The sequence below is a fragment of the Proteus vulgaris genome, from assembly GCF_016647575.1.
Lineage (GTDB): Bacteria > Pseudomonadota > Gammaproteobacteria > Enterobacterales > Enterobacteriaceae > Proteus > Proteus mirabilis_B.
Genome location: NZ_CP032663.1, coordinates 2251894 through 2270620, shown reverse-complemented (window position 1 = coordinate 2270620; position 18727 = coordinate 2251894). Strand labels below are relative to the sequence as shown.

The 18727-nt window shown below is 36.3% G+C and carries 15 protein-coding genes and 1 tRNA gene; 6 read left to right on the top strand and 10 right to left on the bottom strand.

All coding sequences use genetic code 11. The features are described from left to right. Positions 1-429: 429 nt before the first annotated feature. A complete protein-coding gene (locus D7029_RS10570) occupies positions 430-1293 on the top strand; it encodes a helix-turn-helix domain-containing protein (protein WP_194950644.1) in 864 nt (287 codons plus the stop codon). Between the two features lie 33 nt (positions 1294-1326). Here D7029_RS10570 and D7029_RS10565 read toward each other — a convergent pair. From D7029_RS10565 to D7029_RS10555, 3 genes are all read right to left on the bottom strand, one after another. Beyond that, a tRNA-Tyr gene (locus tag D7029_RS10565) sits at positions 1327-1411 on the bottom strand. A 255-nt stretch (positions 1412-1666) separates the two neighbouring features. Next, positions 1667-2515, bottom strand: coding sequence for a formyltetrahydrofolate deformylase (gene purU, locus D7029_RS10560; protein WP_069368973.1), 849 nt, complete (start codon positions 2513-2515; stop codon positions 1667-1669). 38 nt (positions 2516-2553) lie between these two features. After that, the gene (locus D7029_RS10555; protein WP_194950643.1) at positions 2554-3027 is read right to left on the bottom strand and encodes a YchJ family protein; all 474 of its coding nucleotides are present in this window, start codon (positions 3025-3027) and stop codon (positions 2554-2556) included. A gap of 164 nt (positions 3028-3191) precedes the next feature. On the opposite strand from D7029_RS10555, the gene rssB reads away from it, so the two are divergent. The 3 genes from rssB to D7029_RS10540 all read left to right on the top strand — a co-directional run bounded on the left by rssB (position 3192) and on the right by D7029_RS10540 (position 6559). Further along, entirely contained in the window at positions 3192-4196 is a 1005-nt protein-coding gene (gene rssB / locus D7029_RS10550) for a two-component system response regulator RssB (RefSeq protein WP_228766665.1), read from the top strand. Positions 4197-4375: 179 nt separating this feature from the next. Continuing rightward, positions 4376-5284 carry a UTP--glucose-1-phosphate uridylyltransferase GalU gene (gene galU, locus D7029_RS10545; RefSeq protein ID WP_194950641.1) on the top strand — a complete coding sequence of 303 codons (909 nt, stop codon included), beginning with the start codon at positions 4376-4378 and terminating at the stop codon, positions 5282-5284. A 267-nt stretch (positions 5285-5551) separates the two neighbouring features. Continuing rightward, positions 5552-6559 (top strand): NAD-dependent epimerase, encoded by a 1008-nt coding sequence (locus tag D7029_RS10540; protein WP_194950640.1) that lies wholly within the window; start codon positions 5552-5554, stop codon positions 6557-6559. Between the two features lie 231 nt (positions 6560-6790). On the opposite strand, the gene hns is transcribed toward D7029_RS10540, so the two are convergent. Then, positions 6791-7195 (bottom strand): histone-like nucleoid-structuring protein H-NS, encoded by a 405-nt coding sequence (gene hns, locus D7029_RS10535; protein ID WP_088495367.1) that lies wholly within the window; start codon positions 7193-7195, stop codon positions 6791-6793. A gap of 509 nt (positions 7196-7704) precedes the next feature. Here hns and D7029_RS10530 point away from each other — a divergent pair. After that, complete coding sequence (locus D7029_RS10530) at positions 7705-8301, top strand: thymidine kinase (protein WP_023581977.1); 597 nt, start codon at positions 7705-7707, stop codon at positions 8299-8301. A 1226-nt stretch (positions 8302-9527) separates the two neighbouring features. Here the strand turns inward: D7029_RS10530 and adhE are convergent. Further along, positions 9528-12194, bottom strand: a complete 2667-nt coding sequence (gene adhE / locus D7029_RS10525) for a bifunctional acetaldehyde-CoA/alcohol dehydrogenase (RefSeq protein WP_194950639.1) — start codon at positions 12192-12194, stop codon at positions 9528-9530. 514 nt (positions 12195-12708) lie between these two features. On the opposite strand from adhE, the gene D7029_RS10520 reads away from it, so the two are divergent. Further along, positions 12709-13353: a YchE family NAAT transporter gene (locus D7029_RS10520; protein WP_088495370.1), complete on the top strand. Its 645-nt coding sequence runs from the start codon at positions 12709-12711 to the stop codon at positions 13351-13353. 111 nt (positions 13354-13464) lie between these two features. Here D7029_RS10520 and D7029_RS10515 read toward each other — a convergent pair whose 3' ends face one another. From D7029_RS10515 to D7029_RS10495, 5 genes are all read right to left on the bottom strand, one after another. Then, positions 13465-14181: an ABC transporter ATP-binding protein gene (locus D7029_RS10515; RefSeq protein WP_194952635.1), complete on the bottom strand. Its 717-nt coding sequence runs from the start codon at positions 14179-14181 to the stop codon at positions 13465-13467. Next, a complete protein-coding gene (locus D7029_RS10510) occupies positions 14168-15004 on the bottom strand; it encodes an ABC transporter ATP-binding protein (RefSeq protein WP_194950638.1) in 837 nt (278 codons plus the stop codon). The genes D7029_RS10515 and D7029_RS10510 overlap by 14 nt, the downstream gene beginning before the upstream one ends. Continuing rightward, positions 14997-15827: an ABC transporter permease gene (locus D7029_RS10505; protein ID WP_194950637.1), complete on the bottom strand. Its 831-nt coding sequence runs from the start codon at positions 15825-15827 to the stop codon at positions 14997-14999. The genes D7029_RS10510 and D7029_RS10505 overlap by 8 nt, the downstream gene beginning before the upstream one ends. Next, a complete protein-coding gene (locus D7029_RS10500; protein WP_194950636.1) occupies positions 15827-16870 on the bottom strand; it encodes an ABC transporter permease in 1044 nt (347 codons plus the stop codon). Before D7029_RS10500 ends, D7029_RS10505 begins: the two co-directional genes overlap by 1 nt. A gap of 76 nt (positions 16871-16946) precedes the next feature. Then, on the bottom strand, positions 16947-18512 hold the full coding sequence (locus tag D7029_RS10495) for an ABC transporter substrate-binding protein (RefSeq protein WP_194950635.1): 1566 nt from the start codon (positions 18510-18512) through the stop codon (positions 16947-16949). Positions 18513-18727 lie beyond the last annotated feature (215 nt).

The window sequence follows — 18727 nt, the reverse complement described above, 5'->3', positions numbered from 1 at the left end:
ATATTGAATAATAGGATGTCTTATACTAGCAGGATCATAAAATGAATGTAAGCCAATCACTGAAATGATGGCACGGCTTATCAAGAGAAAGATAAAATTAGATAAAAATAAAAGCCATTAAATAGAGTGTGCTAATTTAATAAAAATAATTAATTGCATAACAAAAAATATTAATTAAACAAACTAGAAACATAAACTAATCTTTGATAGAAGAATATAAGTATTATTATTCTTTATATGTGAGGAATGATGACATAATAAAAATAATATTGTAGTTATAAATTGTATTCATTAAAAGGAGGTAAAGGAATATTTATATAAAACTGCTTTTATATAAAATTAAATTTTAAATTAATTAATCACTATTTTATTTACATTAAATGAATTGATGAAATTATTTTATTCTACACAGCAAAGGAATGGTGAATTATGTTTTTTTCTCGTAAGTTAGAAGCCTTTATGGCTGTAGTCGAAAATGGCTCGTTAAGTAAAGCCGCGCGTGTGATGAATCGCACGACACCTCCTATCGCTAAATCTATCAAAGACTTTGAAGCCGTGTTAGGAAAGCGTTTATTTAAGCGAGAAAAGTTTGGTATGAGTTTAACCCAAGAAGGACTTGAGCTTTATAATGATTTGAAATCGCTTTATCTTCAGGAAAAAGAGATAACTAAAAAACATATCTCGGGGATCATAAACAATAGCATTCATGTTTATTATGATTGGGGAAAAAGCCAGTATTTAACTCAGTTTTATCAAGCGGCAAATAAAAATTATTCCCATATAAATATCATGCGATTTTCAAAAGAAAATTTTGAAGAAATACCCGACTATGATGGTAATACATTAATATTAAGCTCTGATAAAATTATTAGTGAAAAATTTAGCCTTCTTCATAAAATAGAAAATAAATACTTAGGTATTTGTTGTCAAAAAATACTCGCGAATAGTATGAATAATAATATTGATAGGCTTTTAAGTGAAAATATATGGTTATGTGATCCCGCATTATACAAGACAGCTAAGATAAAAAAATTAGAGAGTGAAATCGGGAATAGAGGAAAAACCGTGTGTGTCAGAATAATGGATGATCTTAATTGCTGTTTACGTTTTATTCAAACGCATCATTCTCTTTTATTAACTGACGAAAACCCATTGAAAAATGAATTTGAGGCAGACTTATGCTTTATACCATTAATTCAACCTGAAATACGGTATAGCTGTTATATCTATAAATCTAAGTATCACTCAAGTGTATTGAATCGATTTTTGGATTTAATTGATAAAATGGAATAAAAAGAATTTTTAGAGAGTAAAGCTAAGAGGAGATGGTGGTGGGAGAAGGATTCGAACCTTCGAAGTCTGTGACGGCAGATTTACAGTCTGCTCCCTTTGGCCGCTTGGGTATCCCACCAACATTAAATTGTTTTGCTGTCCGTGACAGCGGGCGCAATAATACCAAATACCTGAGATCTGTAAAGCGCTATTTTGCTAAAAATCGACTGACTGCTGTAAAAATGTGCGTACTGTTCAAGCTTTATGCGCTATCGTATTGATTTTAAGCAATATGATCCATATTAATAAGGGATAAAAAATAAACCGCGATATGCTTTATATCGCGGTTTACATTTAGATAGCCGTACTGTGTGCGTTATTAGTGACAGAAAACTTATAAAATGATGGTTCTGTTACCGTAAACGAAAACGCGTTGTGAAAGTACCCAATATAAAGCATGGCTAAGAACATTTTTTTCAACATCTCGACCCGCTCTCATCATATCTTCAGCAGAAAACGTATGGTCAACATTAATCACGTTTTGAGTGATGATTGGGCCTTCATCTAAATTATCATTTACGTAGTGTGCTGTTGCACCAATGATTTTAACACCGCGCTCATAAGCCTGATGGTAAGGACGTGCACCAATAAAGGCAGGTAAGAAGGAGTGGTGAATATTAATAATTTGATTTGGGAAGTTTTGTACAAATGCCGGTGTTAATACACGCATATATTTTGCGAGCACAACATAATCAGGTTTGTATTGATTAATTTGTGCAATTAACTTCTCATCATGTTGATCACGAGTTAAGCCTTCATGGCTAACAAGATGGAAAGGAATACCAAATTGTTCTACTAAATGTTTTAACGTGTCGTGGTTACCAATGACAGCGGCAATTTCAACATCCAAATCACCAAATGCACTTTTCATTAATAAGTCACCCAAGCAGTGTGCTTCTTTTGTCACCATAATGACAATGCGACGACGGCCTGCGGTATTTAATTCGCGTTTTGAACCTTGTGGTAAAGCATCATCTAAATCCGCAAGAAAGGTTTCATCATTAAAGATACCTTCCAGCTCGGTGCGCATAAAAAAGCGACCTGTACGATGATCAACAAATTCACTATTTTGAACAATATTTAATTGATGTTTGTAGCAAATATTCGTGATTTTAGCGATAAGTCCTTTTGCATCAGGGCAAATAGTACGCAGTATTTTTTTTTGAGTATTTTGGTGTTGCATGTATGGATAAATCCTTTCTTTTACTTCTGTGTTTGCAGTTATTTGATGTTATTTTCACAACATTTTTTGTATTTACGTCCTGAGCCACAAGGGCAGGGATCGTTTCGTCCCACTTTCGGTTTCACACCGTCAATATAAAACCAACAGTCATCTATTTTTAGAAAACGAGAGCGTTCATGTAAGTACTGTTTATCATCGGCATTTCTTTCAATAAAGCAAGCCGAGAATTCAACATATGCCTCATTTTTATTTGTGCTCGCTTGTGATGAGATAATATTAAGTCCAAGCCATTGTGTATTTGGAAAACCTGAAACTAATTCATCATGCAAGGATGCAACACGGCAAGAAGGATGCCACGACTTTATTAAGTAATCAGCATCATGTTTAACAAACGCGCTATAACGCGAACGCATCAATGCTTCTGCTGTTGGGGCGTTTTTTTGACCTAAATGGTAAGGCTCACAGCAATCAGAGTAGAATAATTGGCTATTACAGGGGCATAAACTCGACAAAATAATGTCCTAACTCACGTTATCAGTATGACGATTTCCCATAGATTGAAAAAAGTAACGATTGGGAATAATTAACGTCAATGTTGAACTAAACTAATAATGTAGCGCTAATTAATCAGCATGTGAAACGATAGTTACCGGAGTCACCAATGAACAAAGCCTTAGTGGGTAAAAAAATCTTAATAATTGATGATGAGGTCGTTTTTCGTACCATGTTGACGGAATATTTCTCACATGAGAAGGCTTGTGTCTATACAACTGATAATGGCAGCCAAGCATTATCTTTATTAGAGGGAGGATTGCTCCCTGATCTTATTTTATGTGATATCCGTATGCCAGTAATGAATGGACCCACTTTTTTGTGTCATCTTGAACAACGAAAATTGGCTATTCCTGTTATTGCTATTTCATGTACAGATAATATGGCTGAGATAGATGATATGTTGCGTTTAGGGGCACAAGAGATTTTCCTTAAGCCAATAACACATCTTGATAAATTAAAACAAAAAGTCATTGAAGTATTATGCCCTGGATTTTTTGAATCAGTATTAATAGAAGGTATACATTTAGAACCACTTTGGAATAGCTTACGAAAAGATACCCATTATATTCAGTCGTTCATAAAACAGATGCAACCTCAGGTTAAGCAAGTTGTTGCGGGATATTGCGTTAATTATCGCCAATTAAATGATATCGCTAAAATGGGTTTATTATTTGATATTGCGGCTTTATCAGAAGATCAAATTATTTTCTATTGTGTCGATATATCAAGAGATGATGAAAATGGGCTTTTGGTTGCTTTACTCTTACGGGTTGTTTTTAATGATGTATTAAAGTCATCAGAAAAAGTGCGATCTTTGCCAAGTATGTATAATATGTTGAATAAACTAAATAAAATGCTTAATGAGATTGGAGTAAAAGGGCAATTTCCTATTACACTCGGTTATTATCATACTCAGAAAAAAAATATACTATTAGCATCAGCAGGTTTAAAAGCTGAAATAAAAACAGAAAGTAAAAAATTCGAATTAAATAGTGGTGTCCCTTTAGGTACGTTGCAACTTTTATATATTAATCAAGTAAAATGCGAGGGAACAAATTGGCAATGTAAAATTTGGGATAACACAAATCAGATTAAATTAATGTTTTCCCCTATCTATAAAAGTTAAATTTAGATTAAATAAAAACAGAATATCGTGCATATATTAAACATAAATGAAGAACTATCTCAATTAACGGGTAGGGCTCTGTTTATCCTTAGATATTAGCTGGTATACTCTGGCGATTATTTTTAATTGTACCCATTCACATTTGAAAGTAGAACGGTACGAATTGCAGGAGAAGTATAATGTCATCAGCAGTGCGTAAAGTTAGAAAAGCGGTGATCCCTGTTGCTGGATTAGGCACAAGAATGCTACCTGCAACCAAGGCAATTCCAAAAGAGATGTTGCCTGTGGTTGATAAGCCTCTTATTCAATATGTAGTGAATGAATGTATTGCAGCAGGTATTAATGAAATTGTGCTTGTTACACATTCATCTAAAAATTCAATTGAAAACCATTTTGATACGAGTTTTGAATTAGAAGCGATTTTAGAAAAACGAGTAAAACGTCAGTTATTAGAAGAAGTACAAGGCATTTGTCCAAGCCATGTCACTATTATGCAAACTCGTCAGGGAATAGCAAAAGGATTAGGTCATGCCATTTTATGTGCTAAGCCACTAATTGGTGATGAACCTTTCGCTGTTATCCTGCCTGATGTTATTTTAGATAGATACAGTGCGGATTTAACAAAAGTTAACTTAAGAGAGATGCTTTCTCATTTTGAACGTTCAGGCGCAAGTCAAATCCTTGTTGAACCTGTTCCTGAAGATGAAGTCTCTAATTATGGTATTGTTGATTGCATGGGCGAAAATTTATGTCCAGGTGATAGTAAACCAATTACTCGTGTTGTTGAAAAGCCTAAGAAAGAAGAAGCTCCTTCGAATTTATCTATCGTAGGGCGTTATGTGTTATCTGAAAGTATTTGGCCATTATTAGCGAAAACCGCACCGGGTGCCGGAGATGAAATTCAGTTAACTGATGCGATCGCAATGCTGATTGAAAAAGAACCTGTTGAAGCTTATCACCTACAAGGGAAAAGCCACGATTGTGGTAATAAACTAGGATATATGAAAGCCTTCGTAGAGTACGGAATACAGCACGAAGAGTTTGGCGAAGATTTTGCACAATGGCTAAAATCATTAAAGATACAGTGATATAAAGTTTATTAATAATCATTTATATGGTTAATCTCATTGTATAATTCCTGTAAATGCACGCTGCGTAATAAGCTGATTATTTTATGGGAAAAGCTAGATAAAGCGATTGTAAGAGATTAAGGTATGGCTCAATGCATTTAGTATTGAGCCATGTTGATTTCTGTAATGTATGACGATGTTAAGCGTTATGATGTTTAATCAAGGTGATATTAAGCATGATAGCGTTGACATAAAAATAAATTATTGGGTTATTTGAGTGATAATATGAAAATATTGGTAACAGGTGCTGCGGGTTTTATTGGCTATCATATGAGTCAGCGTTTAATCGAAATGGGTTATCATGTTGTCGGAATAGATAACCTTAATGATTATTATGATGTGCGCTTAAAAGAAGCTCGATTAGCTAAATTACAACAGCTAGAAAATTTCCATTTTGAGAAACTTGATATTGTTGACTCAGTAAAAGTGGCTCAATTATTTGCATCACACCAATTTGACCGAGTTATTCATTTAGCGGCTCAACCGGGTGTTCGCTACTCGATTGAAAATCCAATGGCATATATTGATGCGAATATCGTTGGTCATATTAATATATTAGAAGGATGTCGCCATAATAAAGTTGGACATCTTATCTACTCATCTTCAAGCTCTGTTTATGGTTTAAATCAGAAACAGCCTTTCTCAACAGAAGATAGTGTTGATCATCCAGTTTCATTATATGCAGCAACAAAGAAAGCTAATGAGTTAATGTCTCATAGTTATTCACATCTATATCAATTACCGACAACTGGATTACGTTTCTTCACGGTATATGGCCCTTGGGGTCGCCCTGACATGGCATTATTTAAGTTCACTAAAGCAATGTTAGCTGGTGAACCTATTGATGTTTATAACGGTGGCAATATGACACGTGATTTCACTTATGTTGATGATATTGTGGGATCAGTAGTTCGATTAGTTAATGTTATACCTGAAGCAGATGAAAACTGGACAGTAGAAAAAGGTGAAACATCGTCAAGTTCTGCACCTTATAAAATCTATAATGTGGGTAATGGGCAACCGACTAAATTGATGGCATTTATTGAAGCGATAGAAAAATCACTCAATATTAAAGCTAAATTGAATTTAATGCCGATGCAAGACGGTGATGTTCTTTCTACTTGTGCTGATTGCCAAGATTTGTCTGAGACAATTGGTTTTTCGCCGAATACAGAAGTAGAATATGGCGTAAAACAGTTTGTTGATTGGTATTTAAGTTATTATAAAAATTAATAATATTAGTTTAATTAAATCAAAGAAAAAAGGAGCTATAAAAGCTCCTTTTTCATTATAAATAAAAATAAATAACGTAGTTATTACATTTTTTATTTTTGCTTACCTACATCTAATACAAACAACATCAGCACTATTAAAATTAAACGCTTGTTTAAATTAAATGAGGTAAACAAGAAAATACCCTTTTAAATAATTAAAAGGGTATTTCAAATAGAGTATTGACTTAAATTACAGCAGGAAATCGTCTAATGATTTGCCTTCTTCATCAATAGCACGTTTGATTACAGCTGGTGTACGACCTTGGCCTGTCCAAGTTTTAGTTTCACCATTTTCATCAACGTAAGAGTATTTAGCTGGGCGAGCTGCGCGTTTAGCACGGCCAGTTTTATTAACAGCACTTGCTTCAAGTAAGTCTGTTGGATCAATACCGGCTTCTTCTAACATTTCACGGTATTTTTGTAATTTCTGAACACGTTCTTCTTCAGCTGCTTTTTCTAATGAGAATTCTTCACGACGCTCATTAACGACAACTTCGAGTTTCTCCAGCATTTCTTCTAAAGTTTCTAAAGAAGTTTCTCTTGCTTGTGCGCGGAGAGTACGGATGTTATTTAATATTTTTAAAGATTCGCTCATTTTCCTGGTCTCAAATAAATGTTGTTGGCTGATGTAATACTAATAATAGATTGCTATTTAAATTTCTGCAATACCTAAATACAAACCTTACGTAAAATTTCTTTTTTTTAAACTAATATCTCAACGAAAAAAATAATAAAAGTTGAGGCATCTTTAGTCAATAAAGGAAATATTAGTAAGGAAATGCATCTTTTAACTGATGATAGCGCTAATGCTAAAGAATAGAAAGCTTTGTTCATTTTTTTATAATAACGGACTTTTTTCTAAAAATGGAATCGGACTAACTTTCATACTTTAATAAAGGTATATCAAGGTGTGTTTTAATATGTTAAGTACTTATTAAAGCTATTTATTTTTTAAGCAAAAATTAGCATTAACAACGAACTTCATCTTTCGGCGGTATATCTAGAATAGAAATAAAGGTAATAAATATTTGTTATGGATAACTTGTAGATTGTTTATGTTAGACTGTCGCTCGTGAAAATAAACGCTATTTAAGGAGAGAGCTGATGGCTCAGCTTTACTTTTATTATTCAGCCATGAATGCTGGAAAATCAACATCTTTATTGCAATCCTCTTATAACTATAATGAACGAGGAATGCGCACATTGATTTTTACTGCGGCTATTGATACACGCTTTGCAAAGGGAAAGATTAGCTCAAGAATAGGATTAAGTGCGGATGCATTACTCTTTAGTGATGATATGAATATTCGTGACGTTATTGTTGCTGAGCATAACAAACAGCCTATTCACTGTGTATTGATTGATGAGTGCCAATTTTTAAGTAAGGCACATGTTGAACAACTTTGCGAAATAACGGATACCTATGATATTCCCGTTCTCACATATGGGCTAAGAACGGATTTTAGAGGTGAGTTATTTACTGGTAGTGCTTATTTATTAGCATGGGCTGATAAACTCGTAGAACTTAAAACAGTATGTTACTGCGGTAGAAAGGCGAATAAAGTATTACGCTTAGATGATAAAGGAAATGTACTGAGTGATGGTGCTCAAGTTGAAATTGGTGGAAATGAAAAATATGTTTCAGTCTGCCGTAAGCATTATACACAGGCAACACTAAAAGGGTGTATTGAACAAGAGTAACCTTTTCATTTTCCCTCTTTTACTAATTTGTCAGAGTGAAAGAGGGGGATGAAATAAGAATTCAAATAAAGTGTTATATTACATAATACTAAAAAATGTTTATATATTTTTAAATTTTAGCCAATTTATTGGCTTTTTTTATATCAAATTGCAGTGCGGTTGATTTTCTTCTGTGAAGATATGTTATTTTTTATGGGAAAATTTATTTATTTCATCGATTTCATTATCATTAATCAAAAAAGACATAATCAAATATACGTAAGGTGTTTGTTTTGTGATGTCGATATTGTTTTTTACAAATGATAAGAGAAAGAGACATTTGATGCATTTATATTATTCATAGTTTAATAAAATTGAATAAAGATAGTCATAAAATACTAAGAAATATTTCTTTTATCTATGGTTGGTATAATGAAACATTTATATCGGGTTTTATAGATGCTGATTATGGGATGCTCAAGTTGTTATTGAATAAATAAAACACTTCGCTGTATGCCAGTTAATACGGATAAACAGGCTCCTTTCATACTCCTAAAGGAGTAATTTCTAAGTGGAATGCACAAATAGCGACCTTTATTACGCTATTACTTTAGCAGACTCAAGATAACAAACCTCATTTTGATAATATTTTATTGAAACTATGTTTCTTATAAATCCAAGATAACTAGAGATATAAAATATTTAGATTTCTATATTTTGATCACTAATTAATAATCAATGTGATTAAGTCTATTTATTTTTTATCAGATAAGAATAAAAGTACGATTGCAAATCGTAACGCAAACACAATGGTTTCAAATAACATTTCGTTATAGTCATTTTATGAAGGGAATAAGGTAAGAGTGAAATAATTATACCAACTAATGAAAGAGGAGAGGAGTTTGACAAGCCCTGTAATCGCTCACAAGACACTTTTTATAATGTGGTAATGCAATGATGTAACTTAAGAGATAAGTAGCTCAACGCCTTTTTTAGAGCCAATTATAAACATATAAAGGCAGGCACTATTTTTATAGTAAAAATTGAACCTATCAACTAAGTGTAAATACTTATTATTTGTGACTAAATAGTGACTTACCTCGCCATATTCCTCAATCTTAAAAATCAGTAGCGAAATGTATATAGATAAATAATAAGCCATAAGAAAACCCAGCCATAGGACTGGGTTTTTATTTAAGAACAAATAATCGAAATATTGAGGATCACACTAACACAGCGTGTTTCGATTATTTTTTACTGCTTTTTTTAGCAGGTTTTGTCTCTTCTTTCACTTCAACAACGGGATGTTCATTAAATTCACGACCGTAGTAAGAATCTAATAACAGTTGTTTTAGTTCAGAGATCAGTGGGTAACGTGGGTTAGCACCAGTACACTGATCGTCAAATGCATCTTCAGATAATTTATCAACTCTTTCTAAGAAATCACTTTCTTGGACGCCTGCTTCACGAATAGAAGATGGAATACCTAATGAAGATTTCATTTCTTCTAACCAAGCTAATAATTTCTCAATTTTAGCAGCAGTACGGTCACCCGGTGCTGAAAGTTCTAAGTGGTCAGCAATTTCTGCATAACGACGACGTGCTTGAGGACGGTCGTATTGGCTAAATGCAGTTTGTTTTGTTGGGTTGTCATTAGCGTTGTAACGAATAACGTTTGAAATTAATAACGCATTAGCTAAACCGTGAGGAATATGGAACTCAGAGCCTAATTTATGCGCCATTGAGTGACAAACACCCAAGAATGCGTTAGCAAAAGCGATACCTGCAATAGTTGCAGCATTATGAACACGCTCACGAGCAACAGGGTTTTTAGCACCTTCATGATAACTTGCAGGCAGATATTCTTTCAGTAATTTTAATGCTTGCAGTGCTTGTCCATCAGAATATTCGTTCGCTAATACAGAAACGTAAGCTTCTAATGCGTGAGTTACAGCATCTAAACCACCAAATGCACACAGAGATTTAGGCATATTCATAACAAGGTTTGCATCAACGATAGCCATATCTGGTGTTAATGCATAGTCTGCTAATGGATATTTCTGACCTGTTTCATCATCAGTTACTACTGCAAATGGTGTTACTTCAGAGCCTGTACCTGATGTTGTTGTGATAGCAACCATTTGTGCTTTCACACCCATTTTCGGGAATTTGTAAATACGTTTACGGATATCCATAAAGCGTAATGCTAATTCTTCGAAATGAGTTTCTGGGTGCTCATACATAACCCACATGATTTTTGCAGCATCCATTGGTGAACCACCACCTAATGCGATGATCACGTCAGGTTTAAAGCTGTTCATCTGTTCTGCGCCTTTACGCACAACGCTTAATGTTGGATCTGCTTCAACTTCAAAGAAGACTTCTGTTTCAACACCGAATTTTTTCAGTACACGAGTGACTTCATCAACATAACCATTGTTGAATAAGAAACCATCGGTCACGATAAAGGCACGTTTTTTACCATCAGTCGCAATCTCTTCCAGTGCGATAGGTAAACAACCACGGCGGAAGTAAATAGATTTAGGAAGTTTATGCCACAACATATTCTCTGCTCTTTTCGCCACGGTTTTAGTGTTGATAAGGTGTTTTGGCCCTACGTTTTCAGATATGGAGTTACCACCCCATGAACCACAACCTAATGTTAGAGAAGGAGCAAGTTTAAAGTTGTATAAGTCACCAATACCACCTTGAGATGCTGGAGTATTGATTAAAATACGAGATGTTTTCATCTTGTCGCCGAAGTAGGCAACATGTTCAGGGCAGTTATCTTGGTCTGTATATAAGCAAGAAGTATGACCGATACCACCCATCTCAACTAATTTTTCAGCTTTTAGCACGGCATCTTCAAATGATTGAGCATGATACATTGCTAATAGTGGAGATAATTTTTCGTGAGCAAACGGCTCAGCTTCTGTTGTTTCTTTTACTTCACCAATTAAAATTTTGGTATTTACGGGTACTTCAATGCCAGCCATTTCAGCAATTTTTGTTGCAGGTTGACCCACAATGGCTGCGTTTAAGTTACCGTCTTTTAAAATGATATCTTGAACAGCTTTTAATTCTTTACCTGTCAGCATGTAACCGCCGTGAGTAGAGAAACGCTCACGAACTTGTTTATAAATGCTGTCAACAACGATAACAGATTGCTCTGATGCACAAATTACACCGTTATCGAAAGTTTTAGACATTAAGATTGAAGCTACTGCACGTTTGATATCAGCAGAGTCATCAATAACAACTGGCGTATTACCTGCACCAACACCGATAGCGGGTTTACCCGAACTATACGCGGCTTTAACCATGCCTGGACCACCTGTCGCTAAGATCAGGTTAATATCATCATGGTGCATTAATGCGTTAGATAGAGCGACTGAAGGCTCATCAATCCAACCGATAATATCTTTTGGTGCGCCTGCTGCGATAGCTGCATTTAAGACGATTTCAGCAGCACGGTTTGTTGCTTCTTTTGCACGAGGGTGTGGAGAGAAGATAATACCATTACGTGTTTTTAAGCTAATTAATGCTTTAAAAATCGCAGTAGAAGTTGGGTTAGTTGTTGGTACGATACCACAGATGATCCCAATAGGTTCAGCGATGGTCATTGTGCCATAAGTCAGATCTTCAGATAAGATCCCGCAGGTTTTTTCGTCTTTATACGCATTGTAGATATACTCAGAAGCGAAGTGGTTTTTAATCACTTTATCTTCAATGATACCCATACCAGACTCTTTAACAGCCAATTTTGCAAGAGGAATACGAGCATCAGCGGCAGCTAATGCAGCAGCACGGAAAATGGCATCAACTTGTTCTTGAGAGAAGTTAGCAAATTCACGTTGAGCTTTTTTTACACGAGCAACCAAATCATTGAGTTCAGTAACGTTAGTTACAGACATAAAGAGACTCCTGATAAAATGTTAAATTTTTTAAGCAAATTAGCCGTTTTCATCATAACTAATAAGAATAGCCTAGATAGATGATAGTGTGCTTATTTCAGTAATAATTATTAGAGGGCATAATTTGCTTAAAAAACTTAAAAAAAACAATAATAAAGACAAATATATTTTCGAAGTAACCCTCTTTCTTCGAATGATAACAGCTTACCATCTTTCTAATTAATTAACGTGATTTATATCACAAAATTGGCAAGCTGACACCTTTCAGCAAAGCTATTTATGAGAATGATTCTTATATGTAATAAATGTTCAACGATTTTTTTGTCGTACAGTTTATTTCGATATAAAATTAAACCACTAGGTTTTGATCGGTTTACAAGAGAATATTTTAGGTAAAAACTTGTTAACTAATAGAATTAACTGGTTTATTGATTTAAAGTAACGCGCATTTTTTGGAGTTACTCTATCTTTTATAGAATAATTCGCATGTTTATTAGCCAAGAAGGGGCTTTTCATGGGGTCACTGCTGGATTTATCCGGTTATATTAAATTTTTTGTCGGTCTTTTTGCGATTGTAAACCCAATTGGTATTTTGCCTGTTTTTATCAGTATGACGAGTTATCAAACTGATGCAGGGCGTAACAAAACAAACTTAATTGCGAATGGCTCCGTTGCAATTATTTTAGTTTCTTCTCTGCTAATCGGTGATTCTATACTGAGCATTTTCGGTATTTCTATCGACTCGTTTCGTATAGCAGGGGGAATGCTGATTGTTACTATTGCAATGACCATGATAAATGGGCGTTTAGGAGAAGATAAACAAAACAATCAAGAACGAAACGAATCCGCAGTACGTAATAGTGTTGCTGTTGTGCCTTTAGCATTACCATTAATGGCAGGACCCGGAGCAATCAGTTCTTGTATTGTGTGGAGTTCTCGTTGGGAAGGTTTTACTAACTTCTTAGGATTAGCTGCAACCAGTATCTTTTTTGCATTTTGTTGTTGGTTGCTGTTTCGCAGCGCAACACTTTTAGTGAAATATTTAGGGCAAACTGGCATTAACGTGGTTACGCGTATAATGGGCTTATTATTAATGTCGTTAGGTATTGAATTTATTGTGACCGGATTACGTTCTATTTTCCCGGGCTTATTAGTTTAAACACAGCGCAGAATACTTAAAAAACGGTACGACTAAACAGTACTATTAAAAAGAGCAGTATTAATAACGTAATACTGCTCGGTTCCTTTCTTTTATTTATTCTCTTTTATCTCAATCGAGACGATGTATTCCTTTTGATAACGCATCTCGATCATAATGTTGTGTCAATTCACCATTTTCCATTAATGCCGCTCTATCCGACATATGTGCGATAACATCAGCATCATGGCTGACAAGTAAATAAGTCATATTATGTTGTTTTTTCAGCGTGTTAAGCAGGTTTAAGATCTCGGCTTGCACTGACATATCTAGCGCTGAAGTTGGTTCATCTAACAGTAATAGTTGAGGTTGCAATAAAAGGGCTCTTGCAATGGCGACGCGTTGACGTTGTCCACCCGAAAGTTGATGAGGATAACGACTCGTCACATCGGCAGGCAAACCAACTTGGGCTAATGCTTGCTCAATTGTCTCTTTATCAAAAGGAATTTGGTGAATTTTTAAAGGTTCAGAAAACGCACGTTCAATACGGTGTTGAGGGTGTAAAGAGGCGTAGGGATCTTGAAATACCATTTGTATATTACGGCGTAATGTTCCATGAAAACGTTGTTGAGGTTTAATTGTTTGCCCTAGAAGCGATATATCACCTTGCCAATTTGGCAATAATCCTGCTATCACGCGCAAAACAGTCGATTTTCCACAACCAGAACGACCAATTAAACTGAAGGTTTCGCCTTGTTGAACATGTAGATTGATCCCTTTTACAACGTGCTTTGCTTGTTTGCCTTGTTCGAATTGAACATGTAAATCATGAATATCAATTAGCATAATGTAGCCCCTTAAAATTAAGCGTTCTATCTAATACGGGCAATTGAGTGCCATAAGTGCTTGCATTAGGTCTACATGTCCAAAGAGTACGAGTATAAGGATGTGTGGCAGTCGGTAACGCTTTAGCATCGAGTTCATCAACTTGCTCGCCTTGATACATCACCATTACGCGCTCGCAATACTCAGCAACAAGGGGTAAGTCATGGCTAATCAGTAATAAGCCCATGTTACGTTGTTCACATTGAGTGGTGATCAGTTCAAGAATTTGATGGCGAAGCTGAGCATCAAGTGCAGATGTCGGTTCATCAGCAATTAAAATAGTAGGGTTATTAATTAGCGCAATAGCTATCATCGCTCGTTGCCCCATACCACCTGATAATTCACCGGGATAACGATAAATATTTTGTTCAGGTAATCCGACAGACAGCAGAGTATCGATGATAAGTTGACGCCTGTCTTGGCGTGAAAGCTTTTGATGTTGTTTTACGGTCTCTTCTACTTGCTGATAAATGGTTTTTACAGGATTTAATGCATAGCGAGGATCTTGTAATACCATTGAAATCGTATTACCACGAATGTTATTCCATTGGCGAGACGAAAAATCTAATAGATTATTTCCCTGTAAATTGAGTGTCTCTGCACTGACTTTTCCCGGTTGACGAACAAGCCCCATTAATGCGCGAGCGGTCATTGATTTGCCAGAGCCAGATTCACCAACAACCGCCAAACGTTCTTGCCCCAAAGTAAAAGAGACATTATTGACAACTCTCGCCTTTGGAAAGTCGATACAGAGGTTGTTTACCTCAATTAACGGTGTTTTATTCATGGGTATCTCCCAATACATCACGTAATCCATCACCCAATAAATTAAATGCCAAACTGCTGATTAAAATTGCCGTGCCCGGAATAGCCGCAACCCACCATTGATCAAAAATAACGGGCATACCTTCTGCGATCATCGCTCCCCATTCCGCCATCGGTGGGCGTGCACCTAATCCAAGGAAGCCCAATCCGGCTGCTGCGAGAATAATCACGGCTAAGTTCAGCGCTAAACGTACAATGGCTGACGGTAAACATAGTGGTAAGATATGTCCCCATAACAGTCGAATACCTTTAATTCCCATCATTTCGGCAGCAGCAAGATAATCACTATTGCGTAAATGCTGAATTTCACTACGAGATTGTCGTGCATAAGCCGGCCATGCCGTTAAAGCCAGTGCTAATGCACCATTTAGCAGACCGGGCCCCAACATTGCGACAAAGGCGAAGGCGAGAATAAGAGAAGGCATCGACATCACAATATCAGTGAATCGCATTAAAATACGCTCAGTCCAACCACCGTAATACCCAGATAAAATCCCAATTAATAATCCTAAAGGTAGCGTAATAAGCGCCACCAGCCCCACTAAACCCAGCATTGGGCGAGTACCATAGATAAGACGAGAAAGAATATCGCGTCCGTAATTATCTGTGCCTAACCAATGTTCAGCATTAGGTGCTAATAAACGTTGGGCAGCATGTTGCCAATTCGGATCGTAAGGAGCTAACCAAGGTGCAAAAATAGCAATAATTAACAGGGCAATAAGCAACGATAAACCGATAAATGCGGAAGGCGAACGCGCTATTTTTCTTAAAAATGGAAATGACATTAGCGGAGCCTCGGATCAGTCAAACGAATAACGATATCGGTCATATTATTAATAAAGACAAAGCATAAACCGATAATTAAAGTACCGCCCATAATGGCTGTGGTATCACCCGCAAAAAGCGCTGTTGTGAGATATCGACCAATTCCCGGCCAAGAAAAGACAGTTTCTGTTAATACGGCACCTTCTAACATGCCAGTGTAAGACAAGGCGATAATGGTCATTAAGACACCACGAATATTAGGCAGTACGTGATAAAAAAGAATACGCAACTCACCAATACCTTTTGCTCTTGCTAACGTGACATACTCTTTATTCATTTCGTTTAAACAGGCTGAACGAGTTAAGCGAGTAATAGAAGCAAGGGCAAAATAAGCTAATAAAGAAACCGGTAAAATAAGGTGAGATATCGCATTAAAAAAAGCATCTTTATCGCCAGCTAATAACGTATCAATTAGTGCAAAACCTGTTACAGGTTCGATGGTGAATTGATAAATATCGTCTAATCGTCCGGGGCCTGCCGTCCATTGTAATGTGGCATAGAAAAGCAATAGCAGAATCAAACCTAGCCAGAAAATAGGGACTGAGCTGCCTAATAGCGTCAGAATTCGCAAAATAAAATCGAGAGGTGTTCCCACAAAACGCGCACATAAAACACCGAAGAAAATACCAAGACTGGCACCAATCAGTAATGCAACAGTGGCTAATTCTAATGTAGCGGGAAAAGTTGCTAATAAATCATCGAGAACAGGTTGGCCTGTTGATGTTGCTGTACCTAAATGCCCTTGTAACAGCGCTTCTACATAATGAAAAAACTGCATGTAGATAGGTAAATCTAGCCCTAATTCATGTTTTACTTGGTTATAGGTTTCGAGGCTTGCGTGATCACCAACAATTTGTAAGACGGGATCAACCGGTGAAAGAGCAGAAAGCGTAAAAGTGATGACAAGAAGCCCTAAAAGAGTCAGCACCAGAGTCAATATTCCTTGAGCAAAGGTAATTAACTGACCTTTTAGACGAATAGGTAACGTCATAGCAGTATTCATACAGCAATAGCCTAGTGAAATGGCAAAAATTAGACCACCCACAGTAACATGACTGTGGGTGGTTTCAGGAAAAATATTACTTAGTTACTTTGTCATAATAGACCATATCTGCATTTAGGCCTTGCGCATAACCGTTGACGTTATCACGCATGACTATCTGGTTTTTACCTTGGTCAATAAACACATAAGGTGAACTACGCTGTAACTCTTTTTGCATTTCAGTATAGAGCGATTGGCGTTTTGTTTTGTCCGCTTCATTAAGTGCAGACAATGTCTGCTGGCTTAATTCCGGAATTTTCCAGCCATTTAACCAAGCCACAGTATTGGATTGTCCATCATTATAAGCGAAGGCACTGGCATTTGAGTGCGCATCAAAATAATCAGGGATCCAAAAACGAATGGCTGCTTGATGTTGTTTAGCGCGTACACGGCTATACACTTGGCTACCAGCCGCAGGTAATAAATCAACTTGTACACCCGCTTGAGCGAAGCTTGCTTGAATAGATTGCGCCACAGTGATGTAAGGAACTTTGTTCTCAACATCTAATGTAAAGCGTGCATTAGTAATACCCGCTTTAGCTAAAATTGCTTTGGCTTTTTCGGGATCAAAAGTGAATGGATTATCTTTTAATGCACCCGGTAAACCTACAGGTAAAAAGCTTTGGTGAATAAAGTACTGACCACGCATTAAATCTTCAGTAATGCCTTTGTAGTCAATTAAATAGCGAGATGCTTCCCAAAATGCGGGATTACTCAGCGCTGGGTTTCCACTGGCGGTATTAAAAGCCATATAAACTTGTTCAGCAGAAGGAATATCTAAAATTTTGATACCAGTTTTACCCGCTAAAGCCGCTGTTTGGTCGGTACCTAAGTCACGCGCAATATCCGCATCACCTTTTTCAATTAATAAACGTCGTGATGCCGGATCAGGTACGTTTTTAATAATAATATTTGCGATTTTAGGTGCGCCAGTTGGCGAAAGTGGATTAGCTTCTAACACAATAGCTTGACGTGGTTGATAAGCACGCATTTTATATGCGCCACTTCCTGCTGAATTCATCTTCAGCCAGCTATTCCCAAAGTCATTATTTTTAACATGAGCGGAAACCAGTTTTTCATCAACAATAGAAGCAATTGGCGTTGAAAGGATATTTAGCACAACATCGGGGCTGACATCAGCAGTCCAACGTACTTCTAATTCATTATCACTGACTTTTTTCAGCAGTGAATGAATGTTATCCGTTTTCCAACCCAACACATTTAGAATAAAAGCAGGTGATTTGTTCATGGTGATCGCACGCTGATAAGAGAAGATAATATCTTCAGGACGTACAGCGTTACCTGATGCAAATTTTGCATCTGGCTTAGTTTTAAATACGATTGTTTTTTGTTCAGGGTTCGCTTGCCAGCTTTCAACTAAAATCGGTTCATTAATTTCTGGATTATCACGATTAGGTTGAACAATGCGTTGATATAAACTAGGTACAGTTTGAATACTGGATAGTTCATTACTTTCAGCAGGATCAAGGCTGACAATATCATCAAGCCCTTGTACCACAATTAATGTATTAGCAGGTGTTGCTGCAAATGCCGGTACGGAAAGGGCACCCACAACGAATAATGATAATAATTTTGCTTTCATGAGACGCTCCCTGAAACGGTGTAGCTAAAATCGTTATGTCAATAACTTATTAGAGCGTGTTAGCCTTTTATGGTCAATTTTTATTCGAATTAAAAGCATTTTAGGCAAGGCGATAAACACTAGCCTAGTGAACTAAGCTAGTGTTTATCAACGCAGAATAAAATGAGTAAAACGTCTTTTAATCGAACCTGTAAGGCAGCTTTCAACCAACATTT

What these genes read in the sequence shown, in the direction of transcription:
- D7029_RS10500 (WP_194950636.1), bottom strand. Translation starts at nt 16,870, where the DNA reads ATGAATACTGCTATGACGTTACCTATTCGTCTAAAAGGTCAGTTAATT.
- adhE (WP_194950639.1), bottom strand. Translation starts at nt 12,194, where the DNA reads ATGTCTGTAACTAACGTTACTGAACTCAATGATTTGGTTGCTCGTGTA.
- D7029_RS10530 (WP_023581977.1), top strand. Translation starts at nt 7,705, where the DNA reads ATGGCTCAGCTTTACTTTTATTATTCAGCCATGAATGCTGGAAAATCA.
- hns (WP_088495367.1), bottom strand. Translation starts at nt 7,195, where the DNA reads ATGAGCGAATCTTTAAAAATATTAAATAACATCCGTACTCTCCGCGCA.
- purU (WP_069368973.1), bottom strand. Translation starts at nt 2,515, where the DNA reads ATGCAACACCAAAATACTCAAAAAAAAATACTGCGTACTATTTGCCCT.
- D7029_RS10495 (WP_194950635.1), bottom strand. Translation starts at nt 18,512, where the DNA reads ATGAAAGCAAAATTATTATCATTATTCGTTGTGGGTGCCCTTTCCGTA.
- D7029_RS10520 (WP_088495370.1), top strand. Translation starts at nt 12,709, where the DNA reads ATGGGGTCACTGCTGGATTTATCCGGTTATATTAAATTTTTTGTCGGT.
- D7029_RS10505 (WP_194950637.1), bottom strand. Translation starts at nt 15,827, where the DNA reads ATGTCATTTCCATTTTTAAGAAAAATAGCGCGTTCGCCTTCCGCATTT.
- galU (WP_194950641.1), top strand. Translation starts at nt 4,376, where the DNA reads ATGTCATCAGCAGTGCGTAAAGTTAGAAAAGCGGTGATCCCTGTTGCT.
- D7029_RS10510 (WP_194950638.1), bottom strand. Translation starts at nt 15,004, where the DNA reads ATGAATAAAACACCGTTAATTGAGGTAAACAACCTCTGTATCGACTTT.
- D7029_RS10570 (WP_194950644.1), top strand. Translation starts at nt 430, where the DNA reads ATGTTTTTTTCTCGTAAGTTAGAAGCCTTTATGGCTGTAGTCGAAAAT.
- D7029_RS10540 (WP_194950640.1), top strand. Translation starts at nt 5,552, where the DNA reads ATGAAAATATTGGTAACAGGTGCTGCGGGTTTTATTGGCTATCATATG.